General features: G+C 34.0%; 27 protein-coding genes. 4 read left to right on the forward strand and 23 right to left on the reverse strand.

Going from position 1 to position 23,630, the window contains the following annotated elements; translation table 11 throughout:
- Positions 1-199 precede the first annotated feature (199 nt).
- The gene (locus N4270_RS03970; protein ID WP_260095576.1) at positions 200-2,044 is read right to left on the reverse strand and encodes a T9SS type A sorting domain-containing protein; all 1,845 of its coding nucleotides are present in this window, start codon (positions 2,042-2,044) and stop codon (positions 200-202) included.
- Between the two features lie 160 nt (positions 2,045-2,204).
- Here N4270_RS03970 and N4270_RS03975 point away from each other — a divergent pair, with 160 nt between their 5' ends.
- From N4270_RS03975 to N4270_RS03985, 3 genes are all read left to right on the forward strand, one after another.
- The gene (locus N4270_RS03975; RefSeq protein WP_260095577.1) at positions 2,205-2,405 is read left to right on the forward strand and encodes a dodecin family protein; all 201 of its coding nucleotides are present in this window, start codon (positions 2,205-2,207) and stop codon (positions 2,403-2,405) included.
- A 70-nt stretch (positions 2,406-2,475) separates the two neighbouring features.
- Positions 2,476-3,159 (forward strand): hypothetical protein, encoded by a 684-nt coding sequence (locus N4270_RS03980; RefSeq protein ID WP_260095578.1) that lies wholly within the window; start codon positions 2,476-2,478, stop codon positions 3,157-3,159.
- A 90-nt stretch (positions 3,160-3,249) separates the two neighbouring features.
- Complete coding sequence (locus N4270_RS03985; protein ID WP_260095579.1) at positions 3,250-4,062, forward strand: mechanosensitive ion channel family protein; 813 nt, start codon at positions 3,250-3,252, stop codon at positions 4,060-4,062.
- Here N4270_RS03985 and tsaB read toward each other — a convergent pair.
- The 16 genes from tsaB to cyoE form a co-directional block, all read right to left on the reverse strand.
- Positions 4,059-4,730 (reverse strand): tRNA (adenosine(37)-N6)-threonylcarbamoyltransferase complex dimerization subunit type 1 TsaB, encoded by a 672-nt coding sequence (gene tsaB, locus N4270_RS03990; RefSeq protein ID WP_260095580.1) that lies wholly within the window; start codon positions 4,728-4,730, stop codon positions 4,059-4,061. The genes N4270_RS03985 and tsaB overlap by 4 nt on opposite strands.
- A 5-nt stretch (positions 4,731-4,735) precedes the next feature.
- Positions 4,736-5,239, reverse strand: coding sequence for a TlpA disulfide reductase family protein (locus N4270_RS03995; protein WP_260095582.1), 504 nt, complete (start codon positions 5,237-5,239; stop codon positions 4,736-4,738).
- Positions 5,229-6,527, reverse strand: a complete 1,299-nt coding sequence (locus N4270_RS04000; RefSeq protein ID WP_260095583.1) for an efflux RND transporter periplasmic adaptor subunit — start codon at positions 6,525-6,527, stop codon at positions 5,229-5,231. The genes N4270_RS03995 and N4270_RS04000 overlap by 11 nt, the downstream gene beginning before the upstream one ends.
- 3 nt (positions 6,528-6,530) lie before the next feature.
- Positions 6,531-7,973, reverse strand: a complete 1,443-nt coding sequence (locus tag N4270_RS04005; protein WP_260095584.1) for a TolC family protein — start codon at positions 7,971-7,973, stop codon at positions 6,531-6,533.
- A gap of 51 nt (positions 7,974-8,024) precedes the next feature.
- The gene (locus N4270_RS04010) at positions 8,025-9,185 is read right to left on the reverse strand and encodes an efflux RND transporter periplasmic adaptor subunit (RefSeq protein ID WP_260095585.1); all 1,161 of its coding nucleotides are present in this window, start codon (positions 9,183-9,185) and stop codon (positions 8,025-8,027) included.
- 72 nt (positions 9,186-9,257) lie between these two features.
- Positions 9,258-10,517, reverse strand: a complete 1,260-nt coding sequence (locus tag N4270_RS04015; protein WP_260095586.1) for an ABC transporter permease — start codon at positions 10,515-10,517, stop codon at positions 9,258-9,260.
- 1 nt (position 10,518) lies between these two features.
- On the reverse strand, positions 10,519-11,763 hold the full coding sequence (locus N4270_RS04020; RefSeq protein WP_260095588.1) for an ABC transporter permease: 1,245 nt from the start codon (positions 11,761-11,763) through the stop codon (positions 10,519-10,521).
- On the reverse strand, positions 11,756-12,457 hold the full coding sequence (locus N4270_RS04025; protein WP_260095590.1) for an ABC transporter ATP-binding protein: 702 nt from the start codon (positions 12,455-12,457) through the stop codon (positions 11,756-11,758). Before N4270_RS04025 ends, N4270_RS04020 begins: the two co-directional genes overlap by 8 nt.
- A gap of 134 nt (positions 12,458-12,591) precedes the next feature.
- Complete coding sequence (locus tag N4270_RS04030; RefSeq protein ID WP_260095591.1) at positions 12,592-12,819, reverse strand: hypothetical protein; 228 nt, start codon at positions 12,817-12,819, stop codon at positions 12,592-12,594.
- A 3-nt stretch (positions 12,820-12,822) separates the two neighbouring features.
- Positions 12,823-13,359: a DUF420 domain-containing protein gene (locus N4270_RS04035; RefSeq protein ID WP_260095593.1), complete on the reverse strand. Its 537-nt coding sequence runs from the start codon at positions 13,357-13,359 to the stop codon at positions 12,823-12,825.
- A 6-nt stretch (positions 13,360-13,365) separates the two neighbouring features.
- Positions 13,366-14,121: an SCO family protein gene (locus N4270_RS04040; protein WP_260095595.1), complete on the reverse strand. Its 756-nt coding sequence runs from the start codon at positions 14,119-14,121 to the stop codon at positions 13,366-13,368.
- Between the two features lie 6 nt (positions 14,122-14,127).
- The gene (locus N4270_RS04045; protein WP_260095596.1) at positions 14,128-14,844 is read right to left on the reverse strand and encodes a hypothetical protein; all 717 of its coding nucleotides are present in this window, start codon (positions 14,842-14,844) and stop codon (positions 14,128-14,130) included.
- A 68-nt stretch (positions 14,845-14,912) separates the two neighbouring features.
- The gene (locus N4270_RS04050) at positions 14,913-15,353 is read right to left on the reverse strand and encodes a cytochrome C oxidase subunit IV family protein (protein WP_260095598.1); all 441 of its coding nucleotides are present in this window, start codon (positions 15,351-15,353) and stop codon (positions 14,913-14,915) included.
- Between the two features lie 22 nt (positions 15,354-15,375).
- Positions 15,376-16,353, reverse strand: coding sequence for a cytochrome c oxidase subunit 3 (locus tag N4270_RS04055; protein ID WP_260095600.1), 978 nt, complete (start codon positions 16,351-16,353; stop codon positions 15,376-15,378).
- Positions 16,354-16,491: 138 nt separating this feature from the next.
- Positions 16,492-17,073, reverse strand: a complete 582-nt coding sequence (locus tag N4270_RS04060; protein ID WP_260095602.1) for a cytochrome c oxidase subunit 3 — start codon at positions 17,071-17,073, stop codon at positions 16,492-16,494.
- A 1-nt stretch (position 17,074) separates the two neighbouring features.
- Entirely contained in the window at positions 17,075-17,971 is an 897-nt protein-coding gene (cyoE, locus tag N4270_RS04065; protein WP_260095604.1) for a heme o synthase, read from the reverse strand.
- 103 nt (positions 17,972-18,074) lie between these two features.
- Between cyoE and N4270_RS04070 the strand changes: the two genes are divergently transcribed.
- Positions 18,075-18,248, forward strand: a complete 174-nt coding sequence (locus N4270_RS04070; RefSeq protein ID WP_260095605.1) for a hypothetical protein — start codon at positions 18,075-18,077, stop codon at positions 18,246-18,248.
- 77 nt (positions 18,249-18,325) lie between these two features.
- On the opposite strand, the gene N4270_RS04075 is transcribed toward N4270_RS04070, so the two are convergent.
- The 6 genes from N4270_RS04075 to gcvH form a co-directional block, all read right to left on the reverse strand.
- The gene (locus tag N4270_RS04075; RefSeq protein ID WP_260095608.1) at positions 18,326-18,805 is read right to left on the reverse strand and encodes a hypothetical protein; all 480 of its coding nucleotides are present in this window, start codon (positions 18,803-18,805) and stop codon (positions 18,326-18,328) included.
- A gap of 96 nt (positions 18,806-18,901) precedes the next feature.
- Complete coding sequence (locus tag N4270_RS04080; RefSeq protein ID WP_260095610.1) at positions 18,902-21,013, reverse strand: gliding motility protein RemB; 2,112 nt, start codon at positions 21,011-21,013, stop codon at positions 18,902-18,904.
- 116 nt (positions 21,014-21,129) lie between these two features.
- Positions 21,130-21,927 carry an energy transducer TonB gene (locus tag N4270_RS04085; RefSeq protein ID WP_260095612.1) on the reverse strand — a complete coding sequence of 266 codons (798 nt, stop codon included), beginning with the start codon at positions 21,925-21,927 and terminating at the stop codon, positions 21,130-21,132.
- A gap of 118 nt (positions 21,928-22,045) precedes the next feature.
- On the reverse strand, positions 22,046-22,771 hold the full coding sequence (locus tag N4270_RS04090) for an energy transducer TonB (RefSeq protein WP_260095614.1): 726 nt from the start codon (positions 22,769-22,771) through the stop codon (positions 22,046-22,048).
- Between the two features lie 58 nt (positions 22,772-22,829).
- Positions 22,830-23,222, reverse strand: coding sequence for a VanZ family protein (locus tag N4270_RS04095; RefSeq protein WP_260095616.1), 393 nt, complete (start codon positions 23,220-23,222; stop codon positions 22,830-22,832).
- Entirely contained in the window at positions 23,194-23,574 is a 381-nt protein-coding gene (gene gcvH / locus N4270_RS04100; RefSeq protein WP_260095618.1) for a glycine cleavage system protein GcvH, read from the reverse strand. Before gcvH ends, N4270_RS04095 begins: the two co-directional genes overlap by 29 nt.
- Between the last annotated feature and the right edge of the window lie 56 nt (positions 23,575-23,630).

Below are 23,630 nucleotides of genomic sequence, written 5' to 3' on the forward strand. Positions count from 1 at the left end.
TAACTTTATTTTCGTTACTTATCGGTGGGGCCTTATAAAGTGACAAGACTTTTTCATCATTATAAACAACTTCACTTTCCTGGATATAAGAAAGGTAAAGACCGAATGTGATAAATAGGCAAATAAAAACTTTTTTGAAACCTTTGTAAAAATTCTTATTGTTTAAGTCGGAGCTTGAAGTAATTATTTTCATGTAGTTTTATTTTACGATAAGTTTAAAGGTTTGGGTTTGTTGAGAATATTCTACGTTTATGAAATAAATTCCGCTATTTACAATCTGTTTTCGAAAGGTTGATGTTTTTACATTTTGCAAATTTTCATTGTGAATTAACTTACCATTGACATCAAACAGTGTAATTTTTAAATTTTGAGCATTGTTAAAACTAAAATTGATGTTTAGATTTTCCCCTGCATTTATTGGGTTAGGCGTCAAATTAATTTCTGAGCTGGTAGTAGTATCGATTTTTTTGTATTCTACAATCACCGGGAAATCACAATTAAAACTCTCAGAAGATATATTCAAATTGTATGTTCCTTCTTCGGCAACTATAACATCTTTAGTTTCAGCAATTAAGTGCTCTTCAAAATACCATTTATAATTCAAGTTTGATAAATCTGTAGTAGACGTAATTGTAGGCGATAACATCCTATATTCATCTTTGTTAATTTCAATTTGTGAGAGCATATCTACTTTAATTTGTGAATTTTTAACGTTGATGACATCAGAAATTAATTGATTAAACTTATCTTTTACTACAACCTCAAAATCTCCAAAATTTTCAAATGTTTTAGTAAAAACCTTATCTGTCACACTATAATTTTCTTCAGCATTTGTCTCAAGATTAATCAATTGAATCCTATACGGCTCTACACCTCCTGAAATATCAAACTTAAATTCTGATGATGAATTACAGACGATAGCTTCTGTAAATTTCATATTTAAATCATCAATTTTTAGCAGCTTAAAATAGCCGTTTTTTTGAAGTTTAATTCCTTTAAAGTTTATAAACAAAGAGTCTCTTTGTGACGGTTCATGTAATTCTATCGCATCTAAATTATCTACATCAAAAGCTTCTATGCGATCTGAAAGTGCCAAATATAACTTCTCATTTCCTTGTAGTGACTTTAGATTTGATGACGACAAATCAAAACTTATATCTACAGATGGAGATTCAACCGAAACCTCATCATTAACAATTGTATAAGCATATTTCCAAGATCTCTCTATAAAATTAGACCCTTTTTGATCTCCATCTATTTTTACCGTCCCGTTATCATCACCCCAAAGTAAATATTCGATTGTGGTGTTTGATTTATTTTGATCATTAGAAAATCCAATAACCAATCCATCTCCTTGCGAATTACCTGAATACTTTTGGTTGGTCCCATTGTCTATATTAAAGCCAATACCTGTAACTCTATTAGTGAATTTTTCAGACTTAGAAACATTCCATATAGTATCATTATGACGTCCTAAATAATCTTGTTCTTGTGTAAGGGAGATTCCAAATTTTATAGACAAATAGGTTTCTATTTTCCTAATCTCTCTATTAGATAAGCGTTCTGGTACAACAATAATTTCTAAAAATTGAAAATTATTGTCCATTGCTTTTGGCTTATAAATTATAATTTCATTTTTAGAAGACAGATTAACTCTTGGGTCATGAAAACTATACGTGACTATTTGCCCATGAGGTTTGTTTTTGACCTCAAGCACTTTTTTGCCATTTTTCACAAGCCCTTCAGTAGTGATTTCCACATTATGATTTCCATATTTTAAACGCGCGATATTACTTGAATTGACAGAATCATTTTTATAAACAAAAAAGAATGTCGACTTTTTAGCTAACTTATTTGTAAAACTCAAATCTTCATCGAGTTCCACAACAGGGTTGTTATTAAATATTTCTTTCGTATCATTATTACCCTTAATCCAAATATGGTATTTATCTAATAATAAGTTGTCTTGAGAATAACTAAATGAAAAGAACAGGAACATGAAAGCCAATGAGAAAACAGCTTTCCACTTGTAGAGGTTTAGCATAAATGTTGAGGTTAGTGATTATTAGTATGAAATAACTAAATAAAAAGTTAAAAAACAAAAAAAAGTAAGGCAATTCTTAAATTTTTATTAATATTCAACAATATCATAATGCTGATTAAGAATTTCATATATTTATAGGAACTAAAAAAAAACATTTAAAATGGCAGTATTAAAAGTAATAGAAGTCTTGTCTAATTCTGATAAAAGCTGGGAAGACGCAACAAAAAAAGCAGTTAAAGAAGCATCAAAAACTGTAAAAAACATACGCTCTGTTTATGTAAAAGATCAAAGTGCAATTGTAAAGGATAATGCAGTTACAGAATTTAGAGTGAATTTGAAATTAACTTTTGAAATAAAATAAATGCAAAACAATCCCAAATCACTTTAATATTGGCATGTTTATTGAAGTATTTGTTAAAAAAACACTAATTATGATGAAATCAATTTTTTTTACGGCTATTATAACACTAATGTCGTTTAATGTATTTGCACAAGATGCAGCGAGACAAAATTTAACTTCTCCGGGAATGATTTATTCATTCGATATGAATGATAACTCTATAAAAGGAACACCTTATATCGTTAATGAGTTTATGCCAGGGAAGATATCTATTGATGAACAAAGTAAAATATACAACTTAAGGTATAACGCCTTTAATGATGTTATTGAAATAGAAAGAAGCAATGGTGATCTAGAAGCTCTCAATAAAGATTTATCAAATGTCACTATCACATTTACTAAAGATAATAAATCGTATAGAGCTTATAATTACATAGACCCAGACACTAATAACAACATGAAAGGTTATTTTGTTGTGGTTTCTGATAATAAAAAACCACTATTGGTAAAAGAAAGAATTGTTTTTACTGAAAAAAAACAAGCTAAGAGTAGCTACGATAAAACTAAGCCTGCTCAATATAAAAGAAAAAGCGATTTATACTTTACTCTAAACAGTAGTGGTGTTGCGGTTGAAATACCAAGCAATAAAAAAGATGTGGCTAATTTATTTCCAGAACACTCAAAAGACATTTTAAATTTTATTAAATCCAATAAAATTAAAACATCAAAACAAGAAGATTTAGTCCAGTTACTTAATTACATGAGTACCTTATAAAAGACGACTTTATCACTAAAACCCGAATGATTTCCAGTAAATCATTCGGGTTTTTTTTATTAATATTATACTCTAATTAAAAACCACATTATGGATTTACAAAAATGGATTGACAAAGGCTATGACCTTATTATTGATTTTGGACCAAAAGTATTGGCTGCGATTGCTATTTGGATTATTGGTTCATGGATTATTAAATCTTTAATCAAAGGACTAAGAAAGACCATGGATAAACGGGACTACGATCCCAGTCTTAAAAAATTCTTGCTAAACCTCTTAGGCTGGACATTAAAAATTGTTTTAATTATTGTTGTGTTAGGGACTGTTGGTGTTGAAACTACGTCTTTTGCAGCTATATTAGCTGCTGCTGGTTTAGCAGTTGGCTTAGCTCTACAAGGCTCTTTAGCCAATTTTGCCGGAGGCGTCTTGTTAATGATTTTTAAACCGATAAAAATTGGAGATCTTATTGAAGCTCAAGGTGAAGTTGGTGTTGTTAAAGAAATTGAAATCTTTACTACTAAACTTACGGGGCTTTCAAACAGAGAAATTATTATACCAAACGCCGCTCTTTCTAATGGAAACATTATCAATTATACGACTGAAGGAACGCGAAGAGTCGATTTAGTATTTGGTGTTGGTTATGACTCTGACATCAAACAAACAAAAGAAGTTTTTAGTCAAGTCTTGGCTGCGCATCCAAAAGTTTTGAAAGATCCTGCACCAACCATTGCTGTTTCTGAATTAGCAGATAGTTCTATAAATTTTGTGGTTAGACCTTGGTGTAATGCAGAAGACTATTGGGCTGTTTATTTTGATGTTACTGAGCAAACTAAAGAAGCGCTTGATGCTGCTGGTATTGAGATTCCTTATCCGCATGCTGTCGAAATACAAAAAGAAGGTTAAGACTTTGGTTTTAACGCAATAAAATCTTTTAAATAAAAAGGTTCAAAATAGGCGACATCTTCGATGTCGCTTTTTTTATACTTAGCATAAGCCAAAGCACTCATTTCATTAGCTGATGGTAGTTTACCATCTACAAAGACCGCATTAGAATGTTGAATAAGTTGCTTGGTTTTTTCAACACCATTTCCAATAAAATGCACCTTTCCTTTCTCTAAATAAGCTTCAAACGACTGTGTATTTAAAATTTGTGCTTCAATGCCTCTAATAAGCTCATGGTTCTTATCATAAATTGCCGAATAGACTTCCAAACGTCGAGCATCGAGCATTGAAACAATCACTCCTGCTTCGATGCCTAGCTGATGCGCCAAAGCTTCAAGTGTTGATACAGCTATTAAAGGAATTTCAAGTGCGTAACTCAAGCCTTTTGCTGCCGAAACACCAATACGTAATCCTGTATAAGACCCAGGACCTTTACTTACTGCAACAGCACTTAAATCGGTTTTTTCGATACCTGCTGTTTGTAATATCTCCGCAATAAAAACATGTAAGGATTCTGCATGCGAATAATTGACATTATTAACTTCCTTTAAAACTAAAGTCTCTCCTTGTTTTGAAAGAGAGACTGAGCAATTCGTTGTAGATGTTTCTATACTTAGTATAAAAGCCATAACTATTACTGATTATATTTTTCTACAATAGCTTTGATAACTTCAGATGTTAGTTCGTGACCTGGTAAACTAGGAAAGCCTTCCCAACGCACAATACCATTAGGATCAATAAGCACCACATGTGGAATCCCTTGAATGCCATAGGCTGTATTTAAAGCAGAACTTGTATCTAAAGCACTGTAGTAATCCATAACAGGCGTCTTCATGCTTTTTACTTTGGCTTCGGTTTCGGCACTAATACCAACAACAACCAAAGCGTCTTTAAATTCTTTGCTAAATTCATTCATATGCGGAATACCATCTTTACAGGGCTTACACCAGGTTGCCCAAAAGTCTAGTAGTATAAATTTTCCTTTTAATTCTGGTTGTTCAGTAAGCCATTTAACTGCAGAAATACTTGGTGCTTTCTTATTAATATAGGACTTAGCCCACAGTTGCTTTTTTTGTGAAAAGCCTAAAGTACAAGTCAAAAATGCCACACTAAAAAGGAGGAGGAACTTAGTCTTCATTTGTGCTGGTTTTAGTTGTACTGGTACTTTTAAGTTCAATTTTATCACCTGATTTTAAAGTCTTTGAAACCACATTATATGGTCCTGTGATAATTTCGTCACCTTCACTCAAGCCTGAAATAATTTCAATATTAGTATCATCCTGAATACCAGTGGTTACGACACGTAATTTGGCAACACCATTAGCATTTACAAATACACATTCAAATTTTTCTTCATTTTCAGGCTTAATCTCTTCTGCACCAACTTTTGTATAGTCTTTCTTAGCTGAAGAGGTATCTGTTTTAATAACTATTGAGCTGATTGGAACAGCTACAGACTTATCTCTCTTATCGGTTATAATATCAACAGTTGCCGTCATACCTGGTCTAAAAGGTGAAAAATTTTCAGGTTTACCTTCCATGATATCAGCATACGACTCTTCTAAAATTCTAACCTTTACTTTAAAATTAGTGACTTGATCTGCAGTTAAAGCGCCTGCTGCCGAGTTGGCGATTTCAGTTACAATTCCTTTAAATTCCTTTTTTAAATACGCATCGACTTCAACAATTGTTGAATCGCCAATTTGCACCTTAACAATATCATTTTCGTTAACATCTACCTCAACTTCCATATTATTGAGATTGGCGACTCTTAGAATTTCTGTACCCGCCATTTGTTGTGTTCCAACAACACGTTCGCCCAATTCTACACTCAGTAATGAGATGGTTCCGCTCATTGGCGCATAAATTGTTGTTCGACTCAAGTTATCCTGAGCTTCATTAACAGTAGCAGCTGCACTTTGTACACTATAGTAAGCTGAATTTCTTGAAGCCTGAGCGGTTTCGTAACTGGCAACCGAACGATCCCAATCTGCTTTAGAAATCACTCCTCTTTCGAAAAGTGATTTATTTCTATCATAATTAGCTTTGGCCTCTCTTAATGAGGCTTCTGCTTGATCTAATCCTGCTCTTACATTTTGGTATGACGCTTGTGAACGACTTACAGCAGATTGAATTAAATCTGGATTTACTTTTACCAAAAGCTCGCCTTTTTTGACTTGTTGACCTTCTTTAAATGGGAGCTCAATAATCTCTCCAGAAACCTCACTTGAAATCTTCACTTCAACTTCAGGCTGAATTTTACCAGTTGCTGATACGGTTTCAACAATATCAACCAAAGCAACTTTTTTTGCATTTACTTCTTTGAAATTGCCTTTTTTTCCAAACAATCCCATTTTAGATCCTGCAAGTAATGCTACAATAAGCAAGATAAAAACACCGATAATAATTTTTGTTCTTTTGGTCATGGTTTAAAACTTTAATTCTGTTGCAGGAATTCCGAAGTACAACTCAAGAACCTTCAACTTAAATATATAATCGTATTTAGCACGATTGACTTCAATTTTAGCATTATCAAATCTTAATTTTGACTGACTAAAATCGAAAGCATTAGTTAATCCAACATCATAGCGCTCTTTAGCATAATCGTAAGCTAATTGCTGAGACTCTAAAGCAGACTGAGCTGCTTCATAAGACTTAAGCGAGCCTTTGGCATCAACGTAAGCTTGGTACACTGTAGACTCTAAATCCAATTCGGCTTGTTCTAGCTGAAATTCAGAACGCATTAAATTTATTTTACTACGTTTAATATTCCCTTTGGTCGCAAACCCATTAAATATAGGAATGTTTAAGCTAAGTCCGTAACCAATACCATCATTTTGATATAACTGATCTACAAAAGGATCGGCACCAACTTCCTGTAAAAACGTATTTGGAAATTGACCAACTACCGCTTGTCCAGTAGCTTCAACCACACCAATTTGCTCTGTTACAGTTGGGTTATCTGGATCTACTTGCTGAATAAATGATGTCGTATTGGCATATCGTGTATTGTAACCGAAAAATGCGGAAAGCGTTGGAAGGTTTGCTCCTTTAGCAATTTGTAAGTCTTTTTGAGCGAGCGCTACATTTTGCTCTGCTATTTTAATTTCAGAACGCGTTTCTTTCGCTTTTGCTAAAATTTCGGAGATGTCTTTACTGGCAATACCTGCATCTACAATATCATAACCTTCGTCTTCAATATCGAAATTTTCGTAATCTTTAATGAGTAGTAATTGCGCCAAACTGATTAAGGAAATAGTGACACTATTTTCAGCATTAATAATGGCTTGTTTTTCACTAGCATCAGTCGCTTTTATTTCGAGCAAATCACCTCTTGGTAAGGAGCCTGCATCAACCAATTGCTGCGTTCTTTCTATTTGTTCAAGCGTGACTTCATTTTGAGATTTTAAGACTTCTAGATTCGCTTTATTTAGTATTACCTGAAGGTAACCGTTAGCAACAAACAATGAAATATCATCTTTCATTTTATCTAAACGATACTGACTTGCTAACTTTGAAATTTTAGCACGTTGTACCGTTCTAATATTTCTCAATCCGTCAAATAAAGTGTATCCAATATTAATACTTCCATTAGCGGATAAAAAAGTGGTCGTTTGCGCATTGTTGGTAACCGGGTTAAAACTAAGACCTGTATTTTCGGAAACACCAGCACCTGCAGACAAACTTGGAAGAAAATTCCCTATAGCTGTAAGTCTGTCAATATCTGCCGACTCCACATCCAGTTCACTTTGTTTCACTGAGATATTATTTTCTAATGCGTATTCTACACATTCTATAAGCGTCCACTTTTTATTTTGGGCTTGTAGGCTTATCGTCACTAAAACGATAAATATGCTAACTATTTTTTTCATAATTATCTATATGTCTCTTTAAATGTTAAAGTGTTACACTAAATGTTAAAATTATTGTTGGGCAAATTGCGGAGCGCCTTGTATTTGGTTCCAAACCTTGATTTTATCGTCTTTGGTGATGCCACTTTTTACTTCAACATAAATACCATCACTGATACCTAACTGAACTTCTTTTCTTTCAAATTGTTGATTCCCAATTTCGATTTCAACAAAAGGCTCATTAGTCTCTTTATCATATTGCACTAATGCCTCTTTAATAGCCAAAACATTTTCTGCTTTTTCTAAGATAATAGAAGCATTGGCACTTAAACCTGCTCTAATAAAAGTTGAATCGACACTTTTAAGTGAGCCTTTAATCGCAAATTGAATGGCACCATTTTCAGCAACACCTTTAGGAGCAATATAGTCTAGAATAGCATCAAATTTTTCATCTTCAATGGCACCAACAGTAATCTCTAGTGGTAAGCCTTCTTTTATTTTTCCGACTTCACTTTCATCAACTTTTCCTTCAAAAATCATTTGTTTTACATCGGCTAAGGATGCAATAGAAGTGCCTTCATTAAAATTATTAGCTTCAATAACCTGGTTACCAGCTTTAACAGGAACATCTAATACCATTCCTGCTACTGTGGCTCTTACTTGTGTTTGAGCCACGTTGCCTAATCCAGAAGTAGTCCCTGTTTTAATAATATCATAATTTTGACGGGATTGATTGACATCGATTCTAGCTTGCTCAACACGCTGTTTGGCTTGTAGATATGTATTATTGACTTGATCAAATTCATTCGCTGCAATCACGCCTTTTTCAAACAATTCTTTTTGACGATCAAAAATTGTTTTTTGGGTTTGATAATTAATTTCAGCAGTTTGTAAAGCATTTTGGTTAGAAGCAATACTATTTTTAGCGCTTGTTAAATTAGACACATTAGGAATGACTCTAATTTGCGCAATCAAATCTCCTTGTTTTACGTATTCTCCTGCTTCAACAAAAACTTCCTCTACAACTCCCGAGATATTGGGCTTTATTAAAATTTCTTCTTTAGGCACAATACTTCCTGTTGCCACTGTTTTTACAACAATAGTTTGCTCAGATGGCGCTTCAGATGTATAGGTTTCTGGGTCTTCTTGATTTTTTTTCCATAAGTAGTATAATGCGCCTCCAAATATGACAACTATTAAAACTAATATAATTATGGTTCTCGTTCTTTTCATGTGCTGATTGTTATTATTTTCTAATGATGCTACGAAACTAAAGTTTCATAAATTGATTAATGATTTATATAATTATTCGATTCTTAATGCGTCAACAGGTTTCATTTTAGTCGCTCTATTGGCTGGAATTAATCCTGCTAATAAACCAGATATAACTAAAATAATTAATGCTGTAAACACCACTTGCATGCTTACGCTTGGGTTTGCAAAATTTTCAACTGGACCTACACTATCTAATATTGTATTCATGATCCAAATGACAAATGCTGCAAAGGACACACCAACCATACCTGATAAAATTGTTAATACTAAACTCTCCTGTAATATTTGTCCTTTAACCATCCAAGGTGTTGCACCTAATGCTCTGCGTATACCAATTTCTTTAGTGCGTTCTTTGACGACGATGAGCATGATATTATTAATTCCTATGATCCCAGACGCTAAAACTAGAATTCCAACAAAATAACCTACAAATGACAATATGGAAAACAAGCCGCTAATTCGGCCAAACTCTTCAGCTAAATCAAAATGCCCAATCGCACGATCATCTTCTGGATGCACTTTATGTCTCGATTTCATTAAATCAAAAACCTGTTGTTTCACTGTTGTGATAGGCACATTATCAATAGCTGTTATTGCCATCCAACCTACTCTATCACCTCTGTTAAACGCTTGGCCAAATGTGGTAAATGGAATATAAATCGTACTGGCTTCTTCTTCACTATCGCCTTGACTATTGCTCATTTTAAAGGTTCCAACGACTAAAAAGTTGACACCATTAATCTTGATATAGGTTCCTATGGCATCTTCTCCTTTATCGTAGAGGCCTTTGACAACACCTGTACCTATAACGCAAATTTTACGTTTGGCTTGAATATCGGAATAACTTATAAAGCGTCCTTGTAGAATATCCATAGGTTGCTGATTGATATATTCTGGATAATCACCATAGATTTCAAAAGCCCCTGTTTTGGTACCTCTAATCACATTATTTGCACCTCTAAATCCGCCTAATTGATTTCTAGGAGACACATATTTTAAATTTGGAACTTGGGATTTTATGGCGGCAACATCATCAATTTTATAATTAAAATAGCGCCCTTTAGGCAACCCTTTATAAGGCTTTGACGTACCTTGCGTCCACATAAACATTGAATTAGTTGCAAAGTCACCAAAATCTTTTAGCACGCCGTTTTTAAGTCCGTTAGTCAACGCCAACAATAGCACCAAAATGGTGATTCCCCAAAACACGCCAAATGCCGTTAAAAAAGTTCTAACTTTATTAGCATTTAAGGCTTCCAATATTTCGTCCCAACGATCTCTACTAAACATATTATTCGTCTCTAAGTGCTACAATAGGTTTGATTTTCGCTGCACGATAGGCTGGAATAAATCCGGCTAAAGCACCAGCAAACACTAGTAAAAACACAGTGGTTAATGCAATATTAAAATCGACTTGCGGATATTTTATAAAATCACTTTCAATTTGAGGCCCAACGAGTTCCAGTAAACCAAGTCCGAAAATTAATCCGAATAAACCTGCAAACATGGTTACAAAAACAGCCTCTTGCAATATCATTCCTACGATAGACATTGGTAAAGCACCTAAGGCTTTTCGGATACCTATTTCTTTGGTACGCTCTTTAACAATAATAAGCATGATATTACCAACACCTACGATTCCTGCAATGATAGTTCCAATACCAACAAACCAAAACACCGCTTGTATGGTGGCGATTAAGCCATAAATTTGTTTGGCTTCTTCCAAAGTATTAAACACTCTTACAGCACTCGTGTCATCAGGTGAGACCGTATGCATTAATTTTAATTCATTTTCAATAGCATTGGCCATTCCTGTAGACAATGCAACGGCATCATCAAAATTATCAGACATTTTTACGGTAAATAACATGTTTCTGATATTATCACCAGCATTAAAAACCTTTTGAGATGTTGACAAAGGAATGTAAGCTTGTTGTTCTTCACGTTCCCCTCCTGGATCTATAAAAACACCAATAACTTTAAAACTCATTCCGAAGATTTGAATACTTTTATCAATAGGGTCTTCGTCTTTAAACAAATCTTGTTTTAATCGGCGGCCAATGACTGCTACTTTTCGGTTGTCTTCTAAGTCAGCCAGATTCACAAAACGTCCAGACTCCATATCGGCATTTTCAATAAACTGTTGATCAGGCATTGCTCCTCTTACACGGTAATTTCCAGTTTCATTTTTATAAGCAATTTCGGCACCCCAAATAGGAAATAGCGAGGTTTGGTATTCAATATGATCTTCATATTTTTGAGAAATCATATCGAAGTTCTCATTTTTCATCTGGATATAACGTCCCGGATTTAATCCTTTATAACCTTTGGTAGTAACACCTGTCCACACCGTAATTAAATTAGTTGCATCGCGTTCAAACTGTGATTTTACGCCGTTTTCAATACCTTTACTAAACCCCAGAAGTACAACCAATATAAATATCCCAGAAGCTACTGAAAGCCCTGTTAAAAACGTGCGCAATTTATTTTTGCTTAACGTTTCAAATATTTCTTGCCAACGTTCAATATCAAACATATTGAGATGCTCTTACTTGTTCTACTGGTTTATCGTCAATAATTAATCCGTCTTTTAGATTCACGATACGTTTGGTCATTTGCGCAATATCATGCTCATGAGTCACAACTAATATGGTTTTACCTTCATCATTAATACCTTGAATAAGCTCCATGACTTCATAAGATGTTTTTGTGTCTAAAGCTCCTGTTGGCTCATCTGCCATGAGTACTTTAGGGTCGCTTGCCAAAGCTCGTGCTATTGCAACACGTTGTTTTTGTCCACCAGACAATTCGCTTGGTAAATGGTGAGACCAATCTGCAAGTCCCACTTTCTCCAAATAGTGCATTGCTTTTTCGGTACGCTCTTTACGTTTAATCCCTTTGTAGTATAGCGGCATTGATACATTATCTAAAGCCGTTTTATAATTGATAAGATTAAAGGATTGAAAAATGAATCCGAGAAATTCATTTCTATATTTAGCTGCAATTTTTTCGTTTAGGTTTTTGATAGGGACATTATCAAGAATGTATTGCCCTTGATCGGCTTCATCTAACATTCCTAAGATATTGAGTAATGTTGATTTTCCCGATCCTGAAGAACCCATAATTGAGACGAGTTCGCCTTCGTTAACCTCAAAGTTAATTCCTTTTAATACGTGAAGCGAATTGCTTCCCATATGATAAGATTTATGCAAATCTTTGATTTGAATCATAGTATGGATGGTTAATTCTAACAAAACTAAGTAAAACCCGATAGGATTTATGCTAAGTATTTGTTAAGAATTATCTTTTTGATTGATATTTATAAGACGTCTAAATACCAAAATTGTTACACTATAACTCGTTTTTAATCGGTTTCTTTTTTTCTGCGGAAAAAATTCCAGTAAATTAAAAATCCAACACCAGCGATTAAAATGTAAGGAATGGCCATTAAATACATAATCCCATCATTAACACCTTGAGCTGTAGATTGTCCTTCTTCGCTTTCTAAGACTGCTCTACACATTGCACATTGTGCGTTTGATTGCAGTGCTAAAAGAAAAGTAAAAAGCGAAATGACAAACTTGGGTTTCATAGATTAAGCATAGTAAGGTGAGATCATTATGTATACAATCACTCCTGTAATTGCTACATACAACCAAATAGGAAAGGTGATTCTTGCTATCTTTTTATGACGTTCGAAGTTATTGGTAATGGCTCTTACGTAAGTAATAAGCACAAAAGGGATTACGACTATTGATAATAAAATATGCGTCAATAATATAAAGTAGTAAACATATTTAATCGCTCCTTCACCACCAAATTTAGTAGACTCACTTGTCATATGATAGGCGACATACATGCCTAAAAAAGCAACAGACAATGCAATAGCAAACTTCATTAAATTTTCATGAAGCTTGAGTTTTCTATTTTTTACAGCCCATAATGCCGTAGCCAATACTAATGCTGTAATAGCATTAATAGTCGCATAGATTGGAGGCAGAAACGACAGCGGTTCTACATTAGGTATTTTAACTGTAAATAAGACCGCAACAACAACAGGTATGGCTATAGACAGTATAACAATCCATTTGTTATATTTTTTTTCTTCGGAAGGGTTTTCAATAGTGCTCATAGTAACTTAATCTTCTTTTAATAGTTTAGCAATATCTTCTTTTAACATGCTAATTTCTTCGGTTTCTCCATCTTCATCTTCTTGTTCTTCTTCACTGATGATTCCTTTATAGAAAATTTTAGGGTTTCCGAAGTTATCTTGTCTAGAGCGCATAAATCCGTTTTTATCGATAAGTGCAAAATTTCCGGAATGCTCAAAACCGCCTTCGATATTTGGGTTTTCACCAGCATAAATATTAAACCCAATATTTGCTAAAGCATAGATAGCCTCTTGATCTCCTGTCATTAAATGCCAGTTAGGATTTGTGATTCCGTAATTTTTGGCATAGGCTTTAAGAACCTCTTGGGTATCAAATTCGGGATTTATCGTAAATGAAGCCACACCAAAATCCTCAAAATCTGAAAAGGTGTTTTGTATTTGCACGAGGTTTCTGTTCATTCTTGGGCAAATTGTTGGACAGGTGGTAAAGAAAAATTCGACGACATAGACTTTTCCTTCATAGTCTTTATTAGTGATGGTTTTTCCATCTTGATTTACAAATGAAAAAGGCGGTACTTTTTTAGGTTCGCCATTAATCTCAAGAAACATCAAATCAGAAAGGTAGCCTTCAGCATCTTTAGATAGATCTTTAGATCGACTTTCGGTTCGGGTAACATCGCCTCCTTTGATTCTATTGACAATTTTTGGAATAAAAATAATTCCGAAAACCAAAAGGATAAAAGCAATACCTATGTAAGAATAGTTTGTTTTTTTTGTGCTCATAATAATTTAGTTCGTATTAGCATTTAAATCTTCTGCACGTCGAGATGATGAGTCAAAATTGCCTTTGCGCTTTTGACGATACTCGGTAAATAAAATCCGAAGATCATCACTCATTTTATTTTTTATTTCGGCCACTTCTATACAATCATAAGAGTATAAAGGATAACTGGGTTCTTCTTTTTCCTTCTCCTTATCTTCTCTATCGTCTAGTCGCCCACGTTGCTTGAGGTCTTTATCGACAACAAAGATATGATCTGTAAATAATGTCGCATCCAAAGATTCTTCAATTTTCAAACTATTAAATACGTTTTTTATATCATTAGGTTCTCCAAAAACATAATGCCAAAAGCGCATGTCGTCATAGTTGTTTATTTCTTTCTGAAGTTGTTCTGCTTTTGCTTCAGCACCTTTAGGTAGCACCACAACAATTTGAAACTTTTTAAAGCCTTTAAATTTATCGTAAACCAGTTCTTTTAAATTGGAAGCTGGTATGACATGATTCATGGGTTCATTTCCGAAGAACGCCACAATGGTAATATGATCTTTAAGCTGAATCTTCGTATCGGAATTTGAGGTAAATAATTTCAATTCAGAAACGCTTTCATCTACAATATCTAATGGATTATAGTTATGTGTTGACGGGTAGAGCATCAATAAAAATGCTACAGGTAGAAAGAATAAAATACCCAAAACTAAGTTCCGTTTTATGTTGCTATTTTGCATAGTGCAAAAATAAAAAAAGACGGTTTAAAAAACCGTCTTTTCGTATACTTTATATCAATGAATCTATGTTAAAAATCTCTTTTAACATATCCGTTTGTGTAAACGCTTTCAATGTATCCACCTTCTTGTAAAAGGATGAAAATTAAATAACAAATTAAGAATACACCTGTCCAAACAACCATACGTCTTAAAGCCTTTGTTTCATCTCTCATGTGCATGAAATCCCAAGTAATATAATAGGCTTTAACGATTGTTAAAACAATAAAAATTAGATTTAAAGGCTTCATGTAAATGATTGGAGAGAATAAGATATTTCCAAGCGTTGCCATAAAACCACCTTCAAAAGGAGTCATCCAAGTGTGCATGAAAAATTCTGGTTTGTAAATACCAAGAATAACTTCTATTGCTGTTACTATAGTTAAGAAAATAAGTACACCCCAAATTTTTTGAGTGTTAGATTTAAACTTAACTGTACCTCTAAATATTGCTAACTTATGTTCGTGTGCCATGCTGTGTTCTATTATATAAAATTTAAACTAGGTAGAAGAATGTAAATACAAATACCCAAACTAAATCGACAAAGTGCCAGTATAAACCAACCTTTTCAACCATTTCGTAGCTTCCTCTTCGCTCGTAGGTTCCTAAGATTACATTAAAGAAAATAATAATATTAATAACGACTCCGGAGAATACGTGAAAACCGTGGAAACCAGTAATAAAGAAAAAGAAATCGGCAAATAACGAGGTTCCATATTCGTTGACGTGAAGGTTAGCCCCTTCAACAACTAATTTTCCGTTATTTTTTATTTGATTTAATGATTCTTCTCTGGTTAGTACTGTTTTCTCACCTTCATCATTAATGATTTGTGTTCTAACCAATACATCTGGATGCGATTCTAATCCTTTGTAAACTTCATCAATAGTGTAAGCTGGCAATGTTGCTTCTTCAACAAACCATAACCCATTTTTACGCTCGTGTTCTGCTCTTACCTTTTCTTCAGCGACAACAAAATCTCTCAACGCTACACGATGCCCTTCTTTATCAACAAACTGAAGAATATTTCCGCCATTGGTTTGAACTGCACCATAATCACCTTTAATAAAAGTTCCCCATTCCCAGGCTTGTGAACCAACGAATATTAAACCTCCAATAATGGTTAAAAACATGTATAAGGTTACTTTAGCTTTATTCATATGATGACCAGCATCAACGGCTAATACCATTGTTACCGATGACATAATTAAAATAAATGTCATAAAAGCCACATAAATCATTGGGTAATTTCCATGAAAAAACGGAACGTGAGTAAATACCTCATCTGCTATTGGCCAAGAACCAATAAACTTAAATCTTGAAAATCCGTAAGCTGCTAAAAATCCAGAAAATGTTAAGGCATCAGATACGATAAAAAACCACATCATCATTTTACCATAACTCGCTTTTAGTGGCTGATTTCCGCCACCCCAAGTTTTGCCTTCTGTTCCAGTATTTGCTACTGTAGTATCCATATAAAGCATTTAGTTGTTAAAAGTTGCACAAAAATAATCATTTTATCTATCTAAAAAAACATCCGATTCTAAAAATTAAAAACATAGGTGTTTACTAGACTGCATAGGATGTTTGAGCCTGTCAAAATGATTAAAAATTTAAACTACATATGTTAAAAATAAAAACAAGAATATCCACAGTATATCTACAAAGTGCCAAAAGGTTACAGAGAGTTGCAGACCTAGCATTTGATGAGCAGAATATTTTTGTTTAAAATGATTATAAATTACGACCATAATTGAAATTAGTCCAGCAACAACGTGTAAAATATGTACTGCTGCAATGACATAAATAAAACTCATGGTCACATTTGACGATTCTCCAGTAAAATAATATCCAGAATCTACAATTTGGTTAAAACCATAAAACTGACTGATAATAAAGGCGACACCAAGTATAAATGTCACAAGTAACCATACCGTTGTGAGTCCTCGATTGCTACTTTTTAAAGCCTTTTTAGCCAACATATAAGTCATACTGCTTATAACGATAACAATACAACTGATTAAAAATGCTTTGGGTAATGCAAAGTCATGCATCCAGTCTTCACGCTTCCTACTCACTAAAACAGCACTTGTTAATCCAGCGAATGACATGATTAATGAAATAATACCAAACCAAAGCATCATGCGTTTGGCTCTGTCATTTTTCTCTTCTAATGTTCCTTGGGTTAAATCCATTTTATCTTATAAATTTATCTACAACATATACTATTTGCAATAAAGTGATGTACGACACACTAGAAAGCATAAGTTGTTTTGCTGCTTTAGCAGTTCTCTTTTTAAATAGTTCAAAGGCATAATACAACATTACCAAACCAAGAATTAATACGATAATTGCGGCAACTATAGAGAGTTTTAAATCACCAGTCACACCAAACACAGGGACAATAGATATTAAAATTGTCCAGATGGTATACATTATGGTTTGTACCGCAGTACCTTTATCTCGTTTTTTGGTTGGTAACATATAGAATCCACCTTTTTCATAGTCATCATACAAAAACCATCCAATCGCCCAAAAATGTGGGAACTGCCAAAAAAACTGTAAGGCAAACAAGGTACCTGGTTCAATGCCGAAATCGTTTCGAGCTGCCACCCAACCTAACATAAACGGAATGGCTCCAGGAATAGCTCCAACAAATACGGCTAAAGGCGTTTTGGTTTTTAAAGGCGTATACACACAGGTATATAAGAAAATGGAAATCGCACCATACATTGCAGTACGTTCATTAATAATATAAAGTACTGTAATTCCTAAAATCGTAAAAATAGTTGCAATGATAAATGCTGAACGTACACTCATTCGTCCGGCTGGAACTGGTCGGTTTTTAGTACGATCCATTAAAGCATCTAAGTCTTTTTCGATGATTTGATTAAAGGCGTTAGACGCACCAACCATAAAATAACCACCAAAAGCCAACAACATTAATGTGTAGAAATCAACAGGGCCAACCACACCAAGCAAGTATCCAGCGAGTGCCGAAAACACAACACTTATAGAAAGTCTCATCTTAGTAATTTCCTTAAAATCGGAAATAATTGAAGCTTGTTTAACTGTTGGTTTTGTAGTACTCAATCCTAGTCCTTTTATTGCGTTTGCAAAGATACTCTGAAAAAAGCTTTTGGGCAATTCAAAACCTAATTAAATGGTAATTAGGTAAAATACCTGATTTTTAAAGATGCTTGAAACACTTAAAACTAATATTCTTGCCGAAATTAAATTAAGAAAAACCGAAGAGGAGGTTGCTAAAAATGAACGCTTAACAAAAACGTATAACGACTTAAATTACAGAAGAGGTTATATCCATTCTGAAAACATTTGTAGACCATTTCATGTGAGCTTAAAAGAATAAAAAAAGGAAGCCACATTTTTTGACTTCCTATAGTTTATTTTTTAATTAAAACACTAATGTCATAGCATTAAAACCGCTTAATGATAAGCCGTATTGTGAGTCAGTTTTGTACTGCATGTTTTACAAGCAACAGCAGACCCTGCACCTCCTGGATGTCCATTAGCACAAGTATAATGCCAGACTCCAGCTGCATTTTGAGCAGGCTCAGGAGTAGTAGTAGACTTCGTAGCTGGTGGATTTGCAAAAGGAGAAGTATCTAAATTACTATTTGTCTTGGAGTGATATTCTGTATTATGAGCTAAAACATTACCACAAGATTTGCATTTAACAGCTGCCCCAGCACCTCCAGCACAACCTAATCTACATGTATAATGCCAAACTCCAGTAGCATTTTGAGCAGGCTCTTTAGTGGTAGTCAGGTTTTCAGGTTTAGTTGTATTTGAAACTTCTACAGGCTTTGCCTTGTCTTTTTTAGTCGTTTTACTTTTGTCATTACAGCCATAAAAAAAGAGAACTGAGCTCAGTAAAAGTATTGCTAGGGTTTTAAAATATTTCATAATTGGATGTATTTTTAAAAATTCATATTCATGTTTAAGCAGCTATCTTTAAAGATATATTAACCACAAATTATCACATTTGCAGTAATACAATTCTTAAAAATCGTTATACCAATTAAACAAATCGGTTCGTACGCCCACTGTAAACCAAACGGTATTAGTATCGAGTGCTGTTGCAGTAACGGCTTGCGGATTGTAATTTCTGAACGTAATATTTGTAAACAGTCTTAAGTTGGATACCGGATTCACGATATAACCACCTCCTAAATCAGCTTGAAAAACATTAGTCGTATTTCCTTGTCCAACAGTGATGCCTGTGTTGGCATTTCTGTCGACCTCACTTCTAAAGATATTACTTCCGTAGTTGGCATTATCAACACCATCATTAAAATCGAAGCCTCGTTTTCCGAAGATAAATTTAGCATCAGCAAACCAGCGTTTATAATGGTAACGTCCTATCGCAATAGCTTCACTAAAATTGGCGCCCCAAAGATGAGCCATAGGCTGGTTGTTATGGGCATAATTTAACACAATAGAATTATGCGAATAGGTATATGGACGCACGCGGTTGTATTCTAGTTGCAATAATAAATTATCGACTTTAAAAGCATTATAATATTTTACACCTAGTTGATAACCAAACTTATTTCTCCAGCTTTTATCACCAGCTGTGATATCGTTTATGGCAAATTCATCTAGAATAAATTGCCCATAAAGGTTCACCTTATTATTCCATTTATATTTAGCTGAAGCACCCAGAATTGCATTTCCTGCGTCTTGACCTGTTGAGAATTCTATAGCGCGATAAAAAATAATAGGATTAAGATAATTGATATCAAATCCTCTATCGTTACTGGTGGTCCATAATACCGATTCAAACAAACCCACATTCAAGCGTTTGGTAACATTCCAACTCAGATAATGATTGGCCATGTATTTGCTTAAAAAAGCACCATCTTCAGTTACTTCGGCTCTTACATCTCTTAGCCACATCCAGGTATTGGTATATTTAATTTTCCAAAACTTAGTATTCAGTTTTAAAAATGGGTACGGACTCGTTGCATCGCTCTGTAATAAAGACCGGTAACCATCTCCAATGAAATTCTTTCCATGTCCGAATTGAACATTCAAAAACTTAGCTGGCGAATACGATAAATAGGCTTCAGCTACGGGATAGTCAAAACCATCATCTTTAAATATTTTAGACAAGCCTCGACCAGGAACAATAGGCTCTCCACCTTCGGCTTGTAAGTTTAACGCATAACTATTGAAATATTGCGCAAAACGCCCTTGACTTTCATAAATAGAGGCTGAGAAACTTAATTTTTTTCCTAAACCACCTTGAATAAAAATCCCACGTGTATTATTGTAAGTTGTACTAAAATCGGCTTCCGTGTCTTTACCAAGTTGTAAATCAAAAACTGGATCTAAAGTAAACCAGTAATCTTTGCCTTGTACTGTGACTAAATGTTCGTTCCATAATTTTTTACTCCACCAACTCTCACTACCTTTAACTAAGGCTTCTTTTTCAGCTTTAAAATCATAATACGCCGAAACTTCTTCATACATAAAAGGCTTAGAAGCTGTATGACTGTTGGTTCCGAGACCATTCATTTGCTGGTCAAATTTAGCGTAATAATTATGGGTGAAGGGAATGTTTAACTGACTCGTATACTCTTTTTGAGTATACGGAACAATACTATCATTAACAGCATCGTATTCATTACTTACATCGACATTGAGATTTTCTATTTTTTTGATATCCTTTACACCTGTTTCTTCATTTTGAGTTTTAACATCAGCAGGATTAACTAAAGGAATATCGATTGCAAGTGAATATTGAAAATAAGTTGCGCGTCCGTTATAAGTCCCAGGAGTAACTTTAGGCAAGGCCTCAAAAACACGTTTGGTTTCTTGCTTGAGTTCATCATAAACAGCATCAATATACAGTACAGTGATCTGCCCTTCCTTATCCACTTCAAATAGCACTTGCATTTTTCCTACATAACTATCATCGCTAACAATTTGAGGGACTTTAAACGTCTTAAAAATATGAGCGTTAATTTTAGTATTGAAACAGGCTTTTAATTCTGAAATGGGTTCAGATTCACATTCGGGGAATATCGGTGATTTTTCAAATGTCCCGTTGTCTTGAGCAGACAGTAAACCTAAGGTAAACAAAAAAATGAATAATAAGCTATTCTTCATAGAGCAAGCGCATCATATTAGATGCCGAAAGATACTATTTTTCAAAATAGTCGCCCAAAAAAAACGGTCTAAAAAATGCCTTTTAAACCGTTTAATTACAAAGTAATATTGTTTGATTAATTGACTTTAAATACAATTGGTAAATTATAAATTACAGAAACAGGTTTATGTCGTTGCTCTCCTGGCTTCATTTTAGGGATTCTATTAGCCAAGCGTTCTGCTTCTTTTTCTAAACTTGGGTGTGGCGCTCTGGTTAAAACTTCGGTAACGTCACCGTTTTCATCTATTTTAAACTGAACAGAAATACGTTGTACACCTTCTAAACCATAATCTTGAGCGATATCTGTATTAAATTTTTTCTGAACGAGTCTCGTCAGTTTCTCAGACATGCACTTCACGCGTTCTTTATTGGTTGTTTTCTTTTCGCAGCCTGGATAAATTGGAACAATTTCAACATCTTTCATATTAAAAATTTCGGGAGGTGTCGGTTTAGGTTCTACAGGTTCAATAAAATCACTAGGATCTATTGGATCTGATGATGGTGGTAATTCTGAAACGAGGTCTGGTGTTTCTTGCGTAGGCACATCATTATCAATAATGTTTGGTTCTTTATCAATAATACGTTGCTGTTTTTGTTTAACAGGATCCTTCTTTGGTGCATCAGGTTCAGGAATATAATTTTTCAAATCAAAAGTATGATCTGGATCAGGCTCTAAAAACGTGATAGCATATTCATTGGATTTTGTTTCAAACTGCATTTCAAAAATACCAAAGGTCCCCAATAAACAAAGGATTAAGCCTATTTGGAAATAGAGCGTTGAGTTTTTTTGTAAATTTGCATCATGTTTGTGTGATTTTTGCACATTATCATTGCTCTGACCAGCAATGTTGTGCGATTTGTTTAAATCTTTCATAATATCTATTTTAAAAATGTTAATATTATGGTAAAATCACAATAAGCATACCAAAGTAAAAATCCCATCTAATTAATTTAGATGGGATTTTGAAATTTTATGATATGCTTATCTATTTCTAGTCTTGCACTTGGAATAAAATAGGTAATGAATACGGTACAATTACCGCTTTACCTCTTTGTTTACCTGGTTTCATTTTTGGTAATAAACCAATAACACGCTTGGCCTCTTTTTCCAATCCTGGATGTGGAGCTCTTGCTTGGACACCAATAATATTTCCTGATTTATCAATTTTGAAAATCACATTGATACGTTGTCTTCCAGATAATCCTAAATCTCCAGCGAGTTCTGTATTAAACTTTTTGTTTACGAACTTGCTGATTTTATCAGACATACATTGCTTTTTAGCATTGTTACCTTTTTCATTTTCGCAACCTGGAAATACAGGAACATTTTCAATCACTGAGAAAGGGACCTCGATGTCTTCTTCTACTTCTTCGACTTCAATTTCTTCGACTTCAACAATCTCTTCTTCTTGATCTGTTTCAGTAGATTCGATGACGGTCTCTTCAATTTCCTTTTCATCTTCCACAATCTCAATTTCCTCTGGCACTACTGGTGGTGGAGGTGGTGGAGGTGGTGGAATTATTTCTTGATTTGTAATTGGAATTTCTTCTTCTTCTAAATCATCTAAATTTAACTGTCCGATATCAATGGCTTCTTTCTCATAAGTCTTATAATTGATAGCCATATAAGTTAAAGCCAGCATCAATACCATACCTACAGCAAAATAGAGCGAACTATTTCTACTGACGTCTGATTTTACATTCTTTTTAGGTTCCATGTGCTAATAAGGTTTTTTCTGAATGCTAAATTAACCAATTTTTTGTTAAAAAAGCAAGCTATTGTTTCTTTTTAACTAATCGTTTATCACCATACTTAAGCAGTATGACCGCAAAGCATACGCCTAATGCATTTGCCAATACATCGTAAACGTCTAAAGTACGGTAAACGGTTATTGTATTTTGTAAAAGCTCAATAATGATGCCATAAATTATGACGCTCACTGTTGTTATAATAATGGGAGATTTAAAGTGTAGGAGTCTACAATAATTATACACCACTAATGTAAATACGGCATAGGCAATAAAATGGTAGATTTTATCATCAAATGACGACCCTAAGCTTGGTATATCACCTAGCTGAACTAAACTTGCAATCGTTAATGCCAGTGTATAAACAATGACGATTGGCAGCGCCCATTTTTTAACCGCCAATAATAGCTTTGTAATCATCGGCAGATAGTAAATTATCTAATTCTGAAGCATCAGAAAATTTAACTTTAATCATCCAACCGTCTCCATAAGGATCTGTGTTTACTTTTTCTGGTTCGTCTTCAAGCGCTTCATTAAACTCAATGATTTCACCCGATAGTGGTAAGTATAAATCTGAAACCGTTTTTACAGCTTCAACCGTTCCAAATATTTCTTCAATATCTAAAGTTTCATCTACAGTTTCGACTTCAACATAAACGATATCGCCTAGTTCACCTTGTGCAAAATCTGTTATGCCAACTGTTGCAGTATCACCTTCTATTTTAACCCACTCGTGGTCTTTGGTGTATTTTAAATCTGATGGTATATTCATCTTATAAATTAAAAATTATTGTGTGCTACAAATGTAATTTTTTTAGACTTTAATTA

It is taken from the genome of Psychroserpens sp. SPM9 (genome assembly GCF_025153525.1).
GTDB lineage: Bacteria > Bacteroidota > Bacteroidia > Flavobacteriales > Flavobacteriaceae > Psychroserpens.